The organism is Streptomyces sp. NPDC015661, from assembly GCF_043077765.1.
Lineage (GTDB): Bacteria > Actinomycetota > Actinomycetes > Streptomycetales > Streptomycetaceae > Streptomyces.
Map to the genome: position 1 here is coordinate 653,428 of NZ_JBIBST010000001.1, position 16,121 is coordinate 669,548.

A 16,121-nucleotide genomic window follows, 5' to 3' on the forward strand; every position below is an offset into this window, starting at 1 on the left:
TGAGCAGATCGTACGGCCTGGCGACCCAACTCACCTGGACCACAACATCATTGGGACGAAGCGGTGGCACTCTCGCGACGCGCCCCGTCGTAGCGCTCACGCGCCGCCTCGACCGCGCCGACCTGCTGTTCGGTCCAGCGGGCGAGCTCCCAGACCTGGCGGGCGGCCCCTTCGCCGAGGGGGGTGAGGCTGTAGTCGACGCGGGGCGGGATGACGGGCTTGGCGTCGCGGTGGACGAAGCCGTCGCGTTCCAGGGTCTGGAGGGTCTGGGCCAGCATCTTCTCGCTGACGCCGCCGATCTCGCGGCGCAGTTCACTGAAGCGGTACGACCGCTCCAGGAGGGCCGCGAGGACGAGGACGCCCCAGCGGCTGGTGACGTGCTCCAGGACGAGGCGCGAGGGGCACATCGGCTCGTTCACGTTCGGCGGCTTACTTACTCCCATACCAGTACCTTACTTCAAAGTGGGTACTTACGAAAGGTTAGCGCCCACCGTACGGTGAGTGCATCGGGTGAGCGCATCGCCCCACCGCACCCCACGGGAAGAAGGAAGCATCATGAGCATCGTCGTCACCGGAGCCACCGGACAGCTCGGCCGTCTCGTCGTCGACGCCCTCCTCTCCGGCGCGTCCGCCGTCCCCGCCGAGTCCGTCGTCGCCGTCGTCCGCGACAAGGCGAAGGCCGCCGACCTCGCCGAGCGCGGGGTCGAGCTGCGGATCGCCGACTACAGCCGCCCGGAGACCCTGGCGGAGGCCTTCGAGGCCGGCGACCGGGTGCTCCTGATCTCGGGCAGCGAGGTCGGGCAGCGCGTCGCCCAGCACCGCGCCGTGATCGACGCCGCCAAGGCGGCGGGCGTGGCCCAGCTCGCGTACACCGGCATCCTCGGCGGCCCGGAGGCCGACTTCACGCTCGCCGACGAGCACAAGGCGACCGAGGAGCTGATCCTCGCGTCCGGCCTGCCGTACACCTTCCTCCGCAACGGCTGGTACTCCGAGAACTACACCGCGAACCTCGCCCCGGTCCTGGCCCACGGCGCCGTCGTCGCCAACGCCGGCGAGGGCCGGATCGCCTCCGCCGCCCGTGCCGACTACGCGGCCGCCGCGGCCGCCGTCCTCACCGGCCCGGCCGAGGAGCACCTGAACAAGGCGTACGAGCTGAGCGGCGACACCGCCTGGTCCCTCGCCGAGTACGCGGCCGAGGTCGCGGCCCGGACCGGCCGGGAGATCGCGTACAGCGACGTCCCCGCCGCCACCCACCTGGAGATCCTCACCGGCGCCGGGGTCCCGGCACCCTTCGCCGAGATCCTCGTCGACGTCGACCGGGCCGTCGCGCTCGGCGCGCTCGCCCTGCGGACGGGCGACCTGGCCCGGCTGATCGGCCGCCCGACCACCCCGATCGCCGAGTCGATCAAGGAGGCGCTGGCGGCCTCGTGACACTGTCATGACCGTATGGCGATACGGGCATGACAACCCGCCCCGTGCGGCGCTACCTTCGACAGGACAGGCGCGGCGCACAGGGCGGGAGGTCCGGTGAAGACGGAGAAGAACGAGGGACGAGCAGGACTGCTCTACGGGATCGGCGCCTACGGCATGTGGGGACTGGTCCCGCTCTTCTGGCCCCTCCTCAAGCCCGCCGGCGCGATCGAGATCCTCGCCCACCGGATGGTGTGGTCCCTGGCCTTCGTCGGCATCGCGCTGCTCGCGCTGCGCCGCTGGAGCTGGATACCCGAGCTCGTGCGCAGCCCGCGCAAGCTCGGTCTGATCACCCTCGCCGCCGCCGTGATCACCGTGAACTGGGGCCTCTACATCTGGTCCGTGAACACCGGCCACGTCGTCGAGGCCTCCCTCGGCTACTTCATCAACCCGCTCGTCACCATCGCCCTCGGCGTGCTCGTGCTGAAGGAGCGGCTGCGCCCCGCGCAGTGGGCGGCGGTCGGCGTCGGCCTCTCGGCCGTGCTCGTCCTGGCGATCGGGTACGGGCGGCCGCCGTGGATCTCGCTCACCCTCGCCTTCTCCTTCGCCCTCTACGGCCTGGTGAAGAAGAAGGTCAACATCGGCGGCCTGGAGTCGCTCGCCGCCGAGACCGCCGTCCAGTTCCTGCCCGCCCTCGCCTACCTCGTCTGGCTCGGGACGCAGGGGAGCCTGGCCTTCGGGCAGCACGGCGCCGGCCACACGGCGCTGCTCGCCGCCACCGGCATCGTCACGGCCGCGCCGCTGGTCTGCTTCGGGGCGGCGGCGATCCGCGTGCCGCTGTCGACGCTGGGCCTCCTCCAGTACCTCGCGCCGACCTTCCAGTTCCTGCTCGGGGTCGTCTACTTCCACGAGGAGATGCCGGCCGAGCGCTGGGCGGGCTTCTCCCTCGTCTGGCTGGCCCTGACGCTCCTCACCTGGGACGCGCTGCGGACGGCCCGGAAGAGCCGCGCGGAGATGGAGGCGGCGGCCGCCGCGTCCCGTACGGAGACCGCTCCCGCGGCCGCCGTGACCTCCGCGTCCTGACGAGGGTCACGCGTCCAGGAGGTCGTGCTCCCGGATCAGCCAGCAGACCGCCGTCAGGCGAAGGGTCGCGAAGTCGTGGCCGACGGGCTCGGTCCACTCGGCCTCGGAGAGCCGGTCGGTGAACCCGAGGACGTAGTCGGCGAGCTCCTCCCGGCGGACGGTCCGGCCCTCCGGGCCCCGGCGGGCCGGGAGCAGCGCGTCGCACACGGCCGCCGCGTGCTGGTCGACGGCGGCCACGAGCCCGGGTTCGAAGCAGAACTCCGAGAGCCGGGGCATGTACGTGGCGGCGACGTCGGTCAGCGGGCAGCCGGGCGAATCATTCATCCCTCCACATTAGGGTCGTACCGGGGCGTAAAGACCGTGAGCTTGCTCGCAGCGAGAAATCCGGTGGCCGCGCCCCGCCGCCTCCCCGCACCCTGGGGCGCATGGAAGAACCGAAGTACCGGATCCGCGCGCTCCACACCGGGCGCACGGTCACCGTCTACCAGGCGTACCGGCCCGAGATCGGGCTGCCCGCGGCCCGCGACGGCCGTTTCCCGGACGTCTGGAAGCGGGACCGGATGACGTGGATCAAGCCGTCGTTCCTGTGGATGATGTACCGCTGCGGCTGGGGGACGAAGGAGGGCCAGGAGACGGTCCTCGCCGTGGAGATCAGCCGCGAGGGCTTCGAGTGGGCCCTGCGGAACGCCTGCCTCTCCCACTACGAGCGCGGTTTCCACACCGACCAGGCTTCCTGGAAGCGGGAGTTGAGGCAGGCGCCGGCCCGGGTCCAGTGGGACCCGGAGCGCGATCCACACCTCCGGCCCCTCCCGTACCGCTCGCTCCAGCTCGGCCTGTCGGGCGAGGCGTCCCGCCGGTACGCGGACGAGTGGACGGTCTCGATCACCGACGTGACCGCGCTCGCCCACGAGGTCCACGGCCTGGTCAGGTCCGGCGACCTGGAGGCGGCCGCCGGGCTCCTGCCCCGGGAAACGCCCTACCCGGAGCCGGAGGGCCTCCTGGACCACCTGCGGGTTCAGGCTCCCGCGACGCCGAAGTTGAAGTCGCCCGTGCCGAGCAGCCCGTAGAGCCGCAGCCACAGGGGGAGGAGCTGCTCGGCGGCGCGGGCGCTCGACAGGTCGCCGAGGTCGATGATCCGGTCGGCGGCCCAGCCGAAGGAGGCGAGCAGCTCCGCGACCACGGCCTTCGCGTCCGTGTCGTCACCGCTGAGGAAGACGTTGTGGTGCCCCGGGACCCGGCCGGGCTCGACCATGACGGTGTTGGTCATGGTGTTGAGCGTCTTGACGACGCGCGTCTCCGGGAAGGCGCTCTGGAGGTGCTCGGCGACGCTCCGGCCGTCGGGGAGGCCGACCTTGGGCGGGAAGCCCTCCGAGAAGTCCAGCGCGTTGGACACGTCGACCAGGACCTTGCCGCGCAGGTTCTCGGCGCCCGCGGCCTCCAGGGCGGCGAGGGAGACGAACCCGCCGGTCGCGTTGACGACCAGTTCGGCGGGGCCGGCGGCGTCGGCGAAGGTCCCGTGCGTACCGCCGTGCTCCGCGGCCCACTTGGCGGCGTCGGCGTTGTCGGCGGTACGGGACCCCAGGGCCACCTCGTGTCCGAGCGAGACCAGCTTCGTGGCGAGCCGACGCCCGACCTCACCCGTTCCCAGTACGGCGATCTTCATGTGCGGGCTCCTTCGAGGCGGCTGCGAGTCGCGGAAACCCCCGACCCTAGCGCCTGAACCCCGTCGCCGACCGTCCCATTCCGTCCCACGCGCCCCCGCGTCCCGACCGTCCGGAAAACGGGATGCCCCGGCACCTGCGGACCGCCAGACTCCCCCGGGTGAACACCGCACCCCAGCCTCCGGAACCGCCCCTGGTCCGCGAGGTGTACCCCGAACTCGTCACCGAGCTCGTCCGGCTCCTCGAAGAGGAGGGCGAACGGGAACTGTCCATCGTCGTGCGGGACATACGGCTGCACGGAGAATGCGGCTGCTCCGACGACTTCTGCCAGAGCATCCGCACCTCGGAGCACCGGCCCGGCACCCCGTACGGCGAGGGCCATCGCTGTCTGCCGCTGCTCGCCGACACGGGGATGCTCAACCTCGACATCGTCCACGGCCGGATCGTGTACGTCGAGATCCTCGACCGTCCGGCCATGACCCGCCGCGACGGCGGGGAAACCACTGTCCGGTGAGCGAACGCACCTGACCGGTTTCCGCTCTTGACGCGGAGTCAAACTCTCGCTGAACATTCAGCACGCACGACCGAACAATCGCACAACCGAACAAGCGCGCACCCGCACAGCTCCAGCCGCCTCGTGGCACCCACGCCCGAGGCGTCTCGCACGTTCCGTCCCATCCCCGTTCGGAATCCGGAGCCCCCACATGAACCTCTCCGTGCCCAGACGCGTCACCGCGGTCGCCGCCCTCGCGGCGCTCGCCCTCGCCGGACTCAGCGGCACCAGCGCCTCCGCCGACCCGGCCGCGGCAGCCGCCGCGCCCGACATCCCGCTCGCCAACGTCAAGCAGCACTTGACGGACCTCCAGTCGATCGCCACCGCCAACGGCGGCAACCGCGCCCACGGCCGTACCGGCTACAAGGCCTCGATCGACTTCGTGAAGGCGAAGCTGGACGCCGCCGGATACACCACCACGCTCCAGCAGTTCAGCTACAACGGCGCCACCGGCTACAACCTGATAGCCGACTGGCCGGGCGGCGACCCGAACCAGGTGATCATGTCCGGCTCGCACCTGGACTCGGTCACCGCGGGGCCCGGCATCAACGACAACGGCTCCGGGTCCGCCGCGATCCTGGAGACCGCGCTCGCCGTCTCCCGCGCCCAGCTCCAGCCGACGAAGCACCTGCGCTTCGGCTGGTGGGGCGCCGAGGAGCTGGGGCTGGTCGGCTCCAAGTACTACGTCAACAACCTTCCCAGCACCGAGCGTTCGAAGATCAGCGGCTATCTGAACTTCGACATGATCGGCTCGCCGAACCCGGGCTACTTCGTCTACGACGACGACCCGACGATCGAGCAGACCTTCAAGGACTACTACGCCGGGCTCGGCATCCCCACCGAGATCGAGACCGAGGGCGACGGCCGCTCGGACCACGCGCCCTTCAAGAACGTGGGCATCCCGGTCGGCGGCCTCTTCTCCGGCGCCGACTACACGAAGACCTCGGCGCAGGCGCAGAAGTGGGGCGGCACGGCCGGGCAGGCCTTCGACCGCTGCTACCACTCGTCCTGCGACACCACGGCGAACATCAACGACACCGCCCTGGACCGGAACGCGGACGCCATCGCGTACGCGATCTGGAACCTGTCCACCGGGACGACGACCCCGCCGACGGGCACGGTCTTCGAGAACACCGCCGACGTCTCCATCCCGGACAACGGCGCCGCGGTGACCTCCACCGTGAACGTCACGGGCATCACCGGGAACGCGCCGAGCACCCTCAAGGTCGGAGTGGACATCGTCCACACCTACATCGGTGACCTCGTCGTCGACCTGATCGCCCCCGACGGCTCGGTCTACAACCTGTCCAACCGGGCCGGCGGCAGCGCGGACAACATCAACACCACGTACACCGTGAACGCCTCCTCCGAGGTCGCCAACGGCGCCTGGAAGCTCCGCGTCCAGGACAAGGCCTCGATCGACACGGGTTACATCAGCGGCTTCAAGCTGACCTTCCCGTAGGCACACAGAACTCCCGGGCGGGCCGGTGACATCGCCCCCGACCCGCCCGGGGTCCCAACTTCCCTGCTACTTACCGGCGTTGGCCGCGTCCACCAGCGCGTCCTTCGTCACCGCGCCGACGTAGACCCTGCCGTCGTCGGTGAGGAGCGCGTTCACCAGCTTCGTCTTGAAGACGGTGCCGGAGCCGAACCCGCCGCTGACCTTGTCGCCGAACGAGTCCAGGAAGCCCTGGACCTCCTTCGGCGCCTCGTCGGTCTTCGGTGCCGGAGCGCCCGTGTCGAGCTTCGCGATCGCCGTCCAGCCCTCGCCGATGACGTTCATGCCGCCGTCCTTCCCGAAGCCCGCTCCGAGGCCGGGGAGGCCGAGGCCCTCCTCGAAGCCCTTCGGCAGGTCCTCCGCGGAGTCCGTCGCCTTCTCCGCCGCACCCTCCGTCACCTTCGCGCCCTTCGGCGCGGTGAAGGCGAACTCCGAGGCGGCCGGCTTCCCGAAGTCGACCTTCGTGAAGCCCGCGTCGACGACCGGCTTGCCGCCCTCGACCGAGGAGAGGGTGAACTTCAGCGGGGTGCCGTTGGCCGCGTCCACCGCGATCTTCACCGACTCGACCGTGGAACCGGACTGCTTCGGCTTGATCACCAGCTGGTACGCGTCCCGGCCGGCCACCTTCGCCGTCCCGTCGACCGTGATCGACGTCGTGTCGCCCGCGGCCTTCAGGACCTCGTCGGCGAGCTCCTTGGGCGAGCCCGGGAGCTTCTTCCCGGCGTCGGCCTTCTCGCCCTCGCCCGCCGCGCCCTTCTCGTGGAAGACCTCGTTCGACTTGCTGTCGTAGGCCCAGACGTCGTCGCCGTTGTGGATGAGGCTGTACTCGTCGGAGCCGTCGAGCAGGGTGAGCTTCTGGCGCTCGGGGCCGTCCGCCGCCACGCGCAGCGTGTGGCTGCCCGAGACGAGCTCCGTGAGCTTCTCGGACGGGTCCGCCGAGGAGGGGCCGCCGTCGCCGCCGCCCAGGCCCCCGAGGCCGGACGCCAGGCCGTCGAGGGCCGGCAGACCCAGGTCGGTGGAGATCTTGAAGGTGCCGGACAGGGTCTGGGTGTCCGAGGCGGCGATCTTCTCGATGAGCTGCTGGGCCGTGATCTCCGGCAGGTCCGGGTCGCCCGACGCCGCCAGCGCCGGGACGAGCCCGATGGTCGCCGCGGCCACTCCGGCCACCGCGACCGGGACGATGAACCGGCTCGCCTTACGGGTCTCTGCCATGGTCTCCGCTACCTCCGTACCGTGCTGCCCCTGTGGATGATGACTCCATCTCACCAACTCGGAGGCCCGGAATCGTCAGCCCGCGGGATCAACCTGGCGTACTCCTACGGGATGACCCACCCCTGGGTTCCGTGGCCCGCACGGCGGACCGCCGCCCGACCGGCCGGGCTCTTTCACCCTCCCTTTCATCCATCCCGCCGAGACTGTCGGCCAATTATTCCGAGGAAATTTCCAGCTGAAAAGCGCGGCCGCCGAATCCGCCGGATTCACCTAATCGTCGCAGGCGTCGCTGAACATCTCCGATCGCTCTCAGATCTACCTTGATCGAGGCCCACCTCGGCCACCGGCGAGAGATCCGGTGGCATTCCCTTGTCGTGAGCCGGGTGCACACCACCGTTAATCGAGGAGAATCCGAAGTGATCGGATCAGTACGGTCCTGGAATCCCCCAGGGCGCCGCACGCGCAAGACCGTCGTCCGCGCGATGGCGACGGCGGCCGTCCTGGCGGCCACGCTGGCCCCGGCGCTGCAGGCATCGGGCGCGCCGCTGCCCGGCACGATCAGCCTGGACGGCAGCAATTTCGAGATCGAGAAGAACGCCAACCTGATCGTGGACCACGGCGGCGACGACTGGGCCAGCATTCCGCAGGGCACCGGCGACAACCAGGAGCACCGCAAGGACGACCTGCCGTCGGGTCAGAGCGACAACTCGTTCGTCGAGGGCACCAAGGAGAACGACACGTCGCCGCCGACGGTCGGAACCGGCTCGATCCCGAACAACAAGAGCGATCTCAAGACGTTCGGCATCTACACCGAGAAGACCGCCGCGGGCCGGAATTTCCTGAACCTGTACTGGACCCGTGTGCAGGACCCCTCGGGCTCCACGAACATGGACTTCGAGTTCAACCAGAGCTCGACCACCTCCTCGAACGGCGTCACCAAGGTCCGTACGGCGGGCGACCTGCTGATCCAGTACGACCTGCCCCAGGCGACCGTGAACAACCCCGACCCGACCCTGGACCTGTCCCTGCGCAGGTGGACGGGGAGCGGGTGGGGTCCGGCGCAGGTCCTGTCGACGCAGGGCGACGCCACCGGCGGGATCAACACCTCCGCGATCGCCGCCGCCAACGCCGACGGCCTGGGCTCGCTCAGCGTGCGCACCTTCGGTGAGGCCCAGCTCGACCTGGACGAGATCCTCGGCTCCGGGTCGACCTGTACGACCTTCGGGTCGGCGTACCTGAAGAGCCGGGCGTCGCAGTCGTTCAACGCGACGCTGAAGGACTTCATCGCGCCGCAGTCGATCCGGGTGAGCAACTGCGGCAGCGTGAAGATCCTCAAGGAGGACGACGACGGCGCCCCGCTCGGGGGAGCCGAGTTCACGCTCTACCAGAACGGCCAGCCGACCACCTTCAAGTGCACGACCCTGGCCGACGGCAGCTGCACCATCAACAACGTGCCGGCCGGGGACTACGTCGCCCACGAGACCAAGACCCCCAACGGCTTCGACCCGGCGCCCGACGAGCCCGTCCACGTCGAGGCCAGCGGCACGGTGGAGGTCGGCCCGCTGACCGACACCCGGAAGACGGGCGCGATCAAGGTCACCAAGGTCCGCAAGATCGCGGGCCAGGGGAACAACTCCACCCGCCCGCACGCCGGGGTCACGTTCACGATCCTGGGCACCACCAAGTCCGGCGAGACCGCGATCGACGACATGGGCAACGCCACGGTCTGCTTCGACGGCCTGCCCGTCGGCAGCAGCTACACCGTGCACGAGGTCGTCCCCGTCGGCTACCGCGGCGAGGCGGACAAGAGCGTCCCCGTGACCGAGGGGGCGACCTGCCAGGACCCGTCCTTCCACGGCAGCACCGTCACGTTCCGGAACACGCCGCTGACCAACCTGACGCTCACCGCCACTCCGCAGGACCCGGGGGCCACCCAGTCCACGTTCACCTGCACCAACAGCTCGCAGCTGACGCCTTCCTCCACCACCCCGACCTCGGCGTCGTTCAACGACCTGACGCCGGGTACGTACACCTGCACCGTGGTCATCGACCCGTGATCCCCGTGCCGCGGCGCCCGAAGCGCCGCTGAACGCCCGAAGGGGCTCCCCGCCCGTGGCGGGGAGCCCCTTCGTCGTCTTCGGGCCGTGAGGCGCCGGACGGGCCTCAGCCCGCCCGATGGACGACCGCGTCGCACATCTCCGCGAGCGCCGCCTTCGCGTAGCCGTCGGGCAGCGGCGCCAGCATCGCGCGGGCCTCCTCGGCGTACCGCACGGTGTCCCGGCGGGCCTGCTCGAGGGCGGGGTGGGCGCGCAGCAGGCGCAGGGCCTCGGCGTGCCGCTCGTCGTCGCCGAGGTCGCCGTCGATCAGGGCGACGAGCTCCAGGTCCTCCGGGCGCCCGTGGGCGGCCGCGGCGGCCCGCAGGTGGAGGACGGGGAGGGTGGGGATGCCCTCGCGGAGGTCGGTGCCGGGGGTCTTGCCGGACTCGTGGGAGTCGGAGGCGATGTCGAGGACGTCGTCGGCGAGCTGGAAGGCGACGCCGAGGCGCTCGCCGTACTGGGTGAGGATGTCGACGACGCTCTCGTCGGCGCCGGACATCATGGCGCCGAAGCGGCAGGAGACGGCGACGAGGGAGCCGGTCTTGCCACCGAGGACGTCGAGGTAGTGGTCGACGGGGTCACGGCCGTCCATCGGGCCGGCCGTCTCCAGGATCTGACCGGTGACGAGCCGTTCGAACGCCTCGGACTGGATGCGTACGGCCTCGGGACCGAGGTCCGCGAGCGTGTGCGAGGCGCGGGCGAAGAGGAAGTCACCCGTGAGGACGGCGATCGAGTTGCCCCAGCGGGTGTTGGCGCTGTCGACGCCGCGCCGGACGTCGGCCTCGTCCATGACGTCGTCGTGGTAGAGCGTGGCCAGGTGGGTGAGCTCGACGACCACGGCGGAGGGCACGACGCCCGGCGCGTAGGGGTCGCCGAACTGGGCGGCGAGCATCACGAGCAGGGGACGGAACCGCTTACCGCCGGCCAGGACGAGGTGCTGAGCGGCCTCCGTGATGAAGGGGACATCGCTCTTGGTGGCGTCCAGGAGGCCCGCCTCCACAGCCGCCAAACCCGTCTGGACATCGGCCTCAAGAGCCTGGTCCCGCACGCTAAGACCGAACGGCCCGACGACGGTCACGAGGGGGTCTCCTGTCTGCTGACGCCTACTGACGATCACACGGATTGTTCACATGGACTGTTGACGATCACACGGATTGTCGATGTGTCGCTCGATTCACTCAAGCCAGCGTATCCGGTCACCTTTCGATCACCGTGGGCGCCTTCCCGTCACCCCCGGTATGTTCGGGATCAGCTCATACGACCAGGAGTAGGCGCTTTGTCCCGAACAGCGATCGACACCGATACGAACGGCGAGTTGCCTCCCCCGGGGGACGACCGCGCCTTCCTCGGACATCCACGGGGTCTGCTGAGCCTCTCCGGCCCGACCCTCGGACCGGTCCGGTACGTCGCCGGCCGCCGTCACCTGGCCGGACGCACGCACTCCGCCGAGTTCGCCCTCGCGCCCGAGGCGATGCGCCGGGCGATACGCCGGATGGTGGTCGGCGCGGCCGCCACGGCCCTCGTCGCCACGGCCCCCGCCCTCGCCGGCCGGCTCACCACGGACCGGTTCGGCGGCCTGCTGACGGCGCCCCGGCTGCGCCGCACGATGCACCCCGTCCACTAGGGAGCCGCGATGAAGATCCGTACCGACTTCCCGTACGAGACCCGCCACGAGGACATCCGCATCCCGCTGCCCGACGGCACCCGGCTGTACGCGCGCGTGTGGCGCCCCCTCACCGACGAACCCGTACCGGCCCTCCTGGAGTACCTGCCGTACCGCCTCACCGACTGGACGGCCCCCCGCGACTGGCAGCGCCACCCCTGGTACGCGGGCCACGGCTACGCCTCCGTACGGGTGGACGTCCGCGGCCACGGCAACAGCGAGGGCCTGCCCGGCGACGAGTACGACGCCGTCGAGCTCGCCGACGGCGTCGCCGTCGTGAACTGGCTCGCCGAGCAGCCCTGGTGCACCGGGAAGGTCGGCATGTTCGGCATCTCCTGGGGCGGCTTCAACGCGCTCCAGGTCGCCGCCCTCGCCCCCGAACCGCTCAAAGCGATCGTCACCGTCTGCTCCACCGACGACCGCTACGACAACGACGTCCACTACATGGGCGGCTCGGTCCTCGGCGTCGACATGCACGCCTGGGCCGCCACCATGCTCGCCTTCGCCTCCCGCCCCCCGGACCCCCGGCACGTGGGCGAGGAGTGGCGCGAGCTGTGGCTGAAGCGCCTGGAGGCCGTCGAGCCGCTCATCCACACCTGGCTCGCCCACCAGACCCGGGACGCGTACTGGAGGCACGGCAGCGTCTGCGAGGACTACGGGGCCGTCCGGGCCGCCGTCCTCGCCGTCGGCGGCTGGCACGACCCGTACCGCGACACCGTCCTGCGGCTCGCCCAGCACCTCCCCCAGGACCGGGTGCGCGGCATCATCGGCCCCTGGTCCCACCAGTACCCCGACCGCGGCCTGCCGCCCGGCCCGGCGATCGGCTTCCTCCAGGAGACCCTGCGCTGGTGGGACCACCACCTCAAGGGCGCCGAGAACGACGTGATGGCCGAGCCGCTGCTGCGCTCCTGGATCAGCGACTCCCACCCGCCGGCCACCGTCTACGAGGAGCTGCCCGGCCGCTGGGTCGCCGACCCCGCCTGGCCCTCCCCGCACGTCACCCCCGTCACGTACGGCTTCCAGGGCGCCCCGGTCGTCGTCGACTCGCCCCAGCAGACCGGCATCGACGCCGGCCGCTTCTTCCCCTTCGGCAACGACGCCGACCTGCCGCCCGACCAGCGCGACGAGGACGCCCACTCGGCCTGCTTCGACTTCCCCGTCCCCGAGTCCTCCGAGGGCGGAGTCCCCATCGAGATCCTGGGCCGGCCCTCCGTGAGCCTCGCCCTGCGCTCCGCCGCCCCCACCGGGCAGGTCATCGCCCGGCTCTGCGACATCGCACCGGACGGCTCCTCCACGCTCGTCACCCGGGGCGCCCTGAACTTCTCCGCCCGCTACGGCCGGGACCGGGCCGTGGAGGCGCAGATCGGCGAGACGGAGAGCTTCGTCTTCGAGCTGAACGGCATCGGGCACACCTTCCCGCCCGGCCACCGGGTCCGGCTCGCCGTCTCCTCCACCTACTGGCCGTGGATCTGGCCCCAGCCCGACGCCGCCGGCTTCACCCTCGACCCGGCCGGCTCCTCGCTCACCCTCCCGGTCCGCGCGCACACCCAGGACGCCGTCGAGTGGGAGGAGCCGGAGCAGTCCGCGCCCCTCGGGGTCGCGTACCCGGCCACCCTGGAGGAGCCGCGCCCGGAGCGGGTGGTGGTCCGGGACGTGGCGAAGGGCGAGTGGAGGCTGGAGGTCGACCCCAAGTACGGCGGCACGCGCGTGTACCCGGACGGCCTGGAGTACACCGAGGACGCCGTGGAGACCTACACGATCGAGGAGAGCGGCCCGCTGTCCGCCCGGACCCGCTCGGAGTGGACGATCCGGCTGCACCGGCCCGAACTGGCCTGGGACGTCACCGTCGACACCCGCTCGGAGATCTCCTGCGACGCGGACACCTTCCGCACCGAGAACGAGGTGGTGTGCAAGGAGGGCGGCGAGGTCGTCTTCCACCGCACCTGGGAACGGCGGATCCCCCGCACGGCGGGCTGAACGCGCGCGTACGGGGGATCGCAGGCCTGGTTACGCGTTCGCGCCGGCCTTGCGGCGACGGGCGACGACCAGCGCGCCGGCGCCGAGGGCCACGGCCCCGGCGGCGGCGAGGCCGAGCGGCAGGGTGTTGTTCGCACCAGTGGCGGCGAGGCTGCCGTTCACGGGCGTGTTGGACGAGCCGCCCTGCTGGGTGGTGTTCGTGTTGCCGCCGGTCGTGGCGGACGGGGCCGGGGTCGGCGTCGTCTCCGACGGCTTCGGCGTCGGCTTGTCGCCCTTGGCGGCGAGGATGCCGAAGTTCAGGCTGGCGTAGTCCTCGCCGATGCCGCAGGAGCCGTCGTTGTTCTCGTACTCGCCGTAGCCGAAGAGCATGCCCTTGCCGGCGGGGGCCTTGGCGTCGACCGTGAGGCGCAGCTTCACGTCGTACGAGGCGCCCTTGGCGAGCTTGCCGACCTCGATGGACTCGAACTCGTCGGTGACCTTCGTCCACTCCAGGACGTCGGCGGAGGACCACTCGACGGGGATGACGTACTGGGAGAAGTCCGTCTCCTCGTCGATCTCCGTGCCGGGCGCGGGGAGCCGCACGGCGTCGATGAAGGCGTTGACGGTGTCCAGGGTGTGGCCGGAGGTGTTGGTGACGCGCAGCGAGAAGACCGTGGGCACACCGGCGGTGACCGTCTTCGGACCGCTGACCGCGACCTTCACGTCGGGGCCCTCCTTGCACTCCTCCCCGATCTCCTCGTAGAAGGCCAGCTCCTCCTTGGCCTCGTCGAGGTCCTTCTTGGCGGCCTTCTCGACCTTCTGGGCAAGGCCGAGCACCCGGAACGCCTCGACGCTGGCGTCGGCCAGGGCCTTGGAGGCCTCCTTGGCCTTCGTGTCGGCGGCGGTCTTGGCGGTGGCGGCCTCGTCGGCGGCCGTCTTCGCGGCGGTGACGGCAGCGGCGGCGGCCGTCTTCTGCTCCTCGGTGGCCGAGGTGTCGGCGTCGACGACCCGCTTGGCCTCCTCGGCCTTGGCGAGCTCCTCGTCGGCGGCGGACTTCTTGGCGGCGGCCTCGTCGGCGGTCTTCTTCGCCGCGTCGGCGGCGGCCTTCAGCGGGTGGTCGGCCTTGTCGAGGGCCTCGATGTCCGCCTTGGCCTTGGCGACCTCGGCGACGGCGTCGTCATACGCCTTCTGCGCCAGCGCGACGGCGGCCTTCAGCTCCTCGAGCGACGGCATGTCCTCGTCGGAGTCGTCCCCGTGCGTCGCGGGCTTCTGCGTCGACGGGGCCGACGGCTTGGTGTCGGCGAACGCCGGCGCGGCCGAGAGGAAGACGGCCGGGGTGGTCACGGCGGCGGCCACGGCGGTCGCCAGAATGCGGCGGATCTTCACGTTGCGGACCTTTTCCTGGTCAGAGAGAAAGACAGCGAAGAATGGTGGTGGGCGCGCGCCTGCGGCTACGTCACGCGGCACGACGCCAGCTTGATCGTAGGGCTGAAAGGGGTCCTTCGGGAGCCCTCTTTCCGCAGCTCGCAGGGGTGTTCCGGGCCCACTGGCGACACAAACCGCATGAAGGGGGACAGTTGCCCACGGAGGCCGCAGTTTCTCTGTGATCCATGTCATCCGCGCCCGGCGGCCCGCCCCGTAACGTGTCCCCCACACACGTGGAAAGCGAGGCACGCACCGATGTCCGAGCACAGCCCGCTCGATCTGGCCGAGGGCGATCCCTTCGGCCCGCACAACCTCCCGTACGGCGTCTTCTCCACCGCCGACGAGCCCGGGCGGCGCCGGCTCGGCGTCCGCATCGGCGGGTACGTCCTGGACGCGGGTGCCGCGGCGCACGCGCTCGGCTCCCCGTACGCGGCGCTGCTCGCGCAGCCCGGCCTCAACCCGCTGCTCGCGGCCGGGCGGACCGCCTGGCGCGACGTCCGCCGGGCGCTGACGGCCTGGGTGACGGTGCCCGCGCACCGGGCGGACATCGAGCCGCTGCTGCACCCGCTGGACGCGGTGACGCTGCACCTGCCGTACGAGGTCGCGGACTACGTCGACTTCTACGCGAGCGAGCACCACGCGACGAACGTGGGGAAGATCTTCCGCCCGGACGGCGACGCGCTCACCCCCAACTGGAAGCACCTGCCGATCGGTTACCACGGTCGCGCGGGCACGGTCGTGGTCTCCGGCACCGATGTCGTCCGTCCCTCCGGGCAGCGCAAGGCCCCGTCCGACCCGGCGCCGGTCTTCGGCCCCTCGGTGAAGCTGGACATCGAGGCGGAGGTCGGCTTCCTCGTCGGCACCCCGTCCGCGCTCGGGAAGCCGGTCCCGCTGGCCGACTTCCGGGAGCACGTCTTCGGTCTGACGCTGCTCAACGACTGGTCGGCGCGGGATGTGCAGGCCTGGGAGTACGTGCCGCTCGGCCCGTTCCTCGGCAAGTCGTTCCAGACCTCCGTCTCGGCGTGGGTGACGCCCCTGGAGGCCCTGGACGCGGCCCGGACCGCGCCGCCCGCGCGGGACTTCCCGCTGCTGCCGTACCTGGACGACGCGGCGGAGGAGGAGCCGGGCGGCTTCGACCTGCGGATCTCGGTGGCGATCAACGGCGAGGTGGTGGCCGAGCCGCCGTTCTCCTCCATGTACTGGACGGCGGCCCAGCAGCTCGCGCACATGACGGTGAACGGCGCCTCGCTCCGTACGGGTGACCTGTACGGCTCCGGCACGGTGTCCGGGCCCGAGGTGAACCAGCGCGGCTCGCTCCTGGAGCTCACCTGGAACGGCCGAGACGCCATCGAACTGCCGGGCGGCAAGCGGACGTTCCTGGAGGACGGCGACGAGGTCGTCCTCACGGCCTGGGCGCCGGGCGCGGACGGCACCCGGGTGGCCCTCGGCGAGGTCCGGGGCCGGATCGTTCCCTCCGCCTGATCCTTGCCGATGAAGTGAGGGGCGCCCCATGGGGCGCCCTTTCCTTTCCATGGGTTCGCGCACACCATCTCTTGTCGGAGCC

General features: G+C 71.0%; 14 protein-coding genes and 1 pseudogene. 9 read left to right on the forward strand and 6 right to left on the reverse strand.

Annotated features, from left to right (window positions below; translation table 11 throughout):
• Positions 1-47: 47 nt before the first annotated feature.
• Positions 48-443: a winged helix-turn-helix transcriptional regulator gene (locus ACF07V_RS03160; RefSeq protein WP_392151118.1), complete on the reverse strand. Its 396-nt coding sequence runs from the start codon at positions 441-443 to the stop codon at positions 48-50.
• 112 nt (positions 444-555) lie between these two features.
• Here ACF07V_RS03160 and ACF07V_RS03165 point away from each other — a divergent pair, with 112 nt between their 5' ends.
• Positions 556-1,431 (forward strand): SDR family oxidoreductase, encoded by an 876-nt coding sequence (locus ACF07V_RS03165; protein WP_392151119.1) that lies wholly within the window; start codon positions 556-558, stop codon positions 1,429-1,431.
• Positions 1,432-1,587: 156 nt separating this feature from the next.
• On the forward strand, positions 1,588-2,493 hold the full coding sequence (gene rarD / locus ACF07V_RS03170) for an EamA family transporter RarD (RefSeq protein WP_392151369.1): 906 nt from the start codon (positions 1,588-1,590) through the stop codon (positions 2,491-2,493).
• 6 nt (positions 2,494-2,499) lie between these two features.
• Here rarD and ACF07V_RS03175 read toward each other — a convergent pair whose 3' ends face one another.
• Positions 2,500-2,817, reverse strand: coding sequence for a DUF6401 family natural product biosynthesis protein (locus ACF07V_RS03175; protein WP_392151120.1), 318 nt, complete (start codon positions 2,815-2,817; stop codon positions 2,500-2,502).
• Positions 2,818-2,918: 101 nt separating this feature from the next.
• Between ACF07V_RS03175 and ACF07V_RS03180 the strand changes: the two genes are divergently transcribed.
• Positions 2,919-3,560 (forward strand): DUF4291 domain-containing protein, encoded by a 642-nt coding sequence (locus ACF07V_RS03180; protein ID WP_392151121.1) that lies wholly within the window; start codon positions 2,919-2,921, stop codon positions 3,558-3,560.
• On the opposite strand, the gene ACF07V_RS03185 is transcribed toward ACF07V_RS03180, so the two are convergent.
• Positions 3,509-4,156: an NADPH-dependent F420 reductase gene (locus ACF07V_RS03185; RefSeq protein ID WP_392151122.1), complete on the reverse strand. Its 648-nt coding sequence runs from the start codon at positions 4,154-4,156 to the stop codon at positions 3,509-3,511. The two genes, ACF07V_RS03180 and ACF07V_RS03185, sit on opposite strands and share 52 nt — an antisense overlap.
• 158 nt (positions 4,157-4,314) lie before the next feature.
• Between ACF07V_RS03185 and ACF07V_RS03190 the strand changes: the two genes are divergently transcribed.
• Positions 4,315-4,668 carry a hypothetical protein gene (locus tag ACF07V_RS03190; RefSeq protein ID WP_392151123.1) on the forward strand — a complete coding sequence of 118 codons (354 nt, stop codon included), beginning with the start codon at positions 4,315-4,317 and terminating at the stop codon, positions 4,666-4,668.
• Between the two features lie 190 nt (positions 4,669-4,858).
• On the forward strand, positions 4,859-6,169 hold the full coding sequence (locus tag ACF07V_RS03195) for a M28 family peptidase (protein ID WP_392151124.1): 1,311 nt from the start codon (positions 4,859-4,861) through the stop codon (positions 6,167-6,169).
• A gap of 66 nt (positions 6,170-6,235) precedes the next feature.
• On the opposite strand, the gene ACF07V_RS03200 is transcribed toward ACF07V_RS03195, so the two are convergent.
• Positions 6,236-7,417, reverse strand: coding sequence for an outer membrane lipoprotein carrier protein LolA (locus ACF07V_RS03200; RefSeq protein ID WP_392151125.1), 1,182 nt, complete (start codon positions 7,415-7,417; stop codon positions 6,236-6,238).
• A gap of 416 nt (positions 7,418-7,833) precedes the next feature.
• Here ACF07V_RS03200 and ACF07V_RS03205 point away from each other — a divergent pair, with 416 nt between their 5' ends.
• Positions 7,834-9,474, forward strand: a complete 1,641-nt coding sequence (locus ACF07V_RS03205) for a collagen binding domain-containing protein (RefSeq protein ID WP_392151126.1) — start codon at positions 7,834-7,836, stop codon at positions 9,472-9,474.
• A gap of 106 nt (positions 9,475-9,580) precedes the next feature.
• Here the strand turns inward: ACF07V_RS03205 and ACF07V_RS03210 are convergent, their stop codons facing one another.
• Entirely contained in the window at positions 9,581-10,591 is a 1,011-nt protein-coding gene (locus tag ACF07V_RS03210) for a polyprenyl synthetase family protein (RefSeq protein ID WP_392151127.1), read from the reverse strand.
• Positions 10,592-10,675: 84 nt separating this feature from the next.
• Between ACF07V_RS03210 and ACF07V_RS03215 the strand changes: the two are divergent.
• Positions 10,676-11,098 (forward strand): annotated as a pseudogene (locus ACF07V_RS03215) (hypothetical protein); the annotation flags it as partial.
• A 48-nt stretch (positions 11,099-11,146) separates the two neighbouring features.
• Positions 11,147-13,153 (forward strand): CocE/NonD family hydrolase, encoded by a 2,007-nt coding sequence (locus ACF07V_RS03220; RefSeq protein WP_392151128.1) that lies wholly within the window; start codon positions 11,147-11,149, stop codon positions 13,151-13,153.
• A 30-nt stretch (positions 13,154-13,183) separates the two neighbouring features.
• On the opposite strand, the gene ACF07V_RS03225 is transcribed toward ACF07V_RS03220, so the two are convergent.
• Positions 13,184-14,518 (reverse strand): LPXTG cell wall anchor domain-containing protein, encoded by a 1,335-nt coding sequence (locus ACF07V_RS03225; RefSeq protein WP_392151129.1) that lies wholly within the window; start codon positions 14,516-14,518, stop codon positions 13,184-13,186.
• A 294-nt stretch (positions 14,519-14,812) separates the two neighbouring features.
• Here ACF07V_RS03225 and fahA point away from each other — a divergent pair, with 294 nt between their 5' ends.
• Positions 14,813-16,039: a fumarylacetoacetase gene (fahA, locus tag ACF07V_RS03230; protein ID WP_392151130.1), complete on the forward strand. Its 1,227-nt coding sequence runs from the start codon at positions 14,813-14,815 to the stop codon at positions 16,037-16,039.
• Positions 16,040-16,121: the final 82 nt, after the last annotated feature.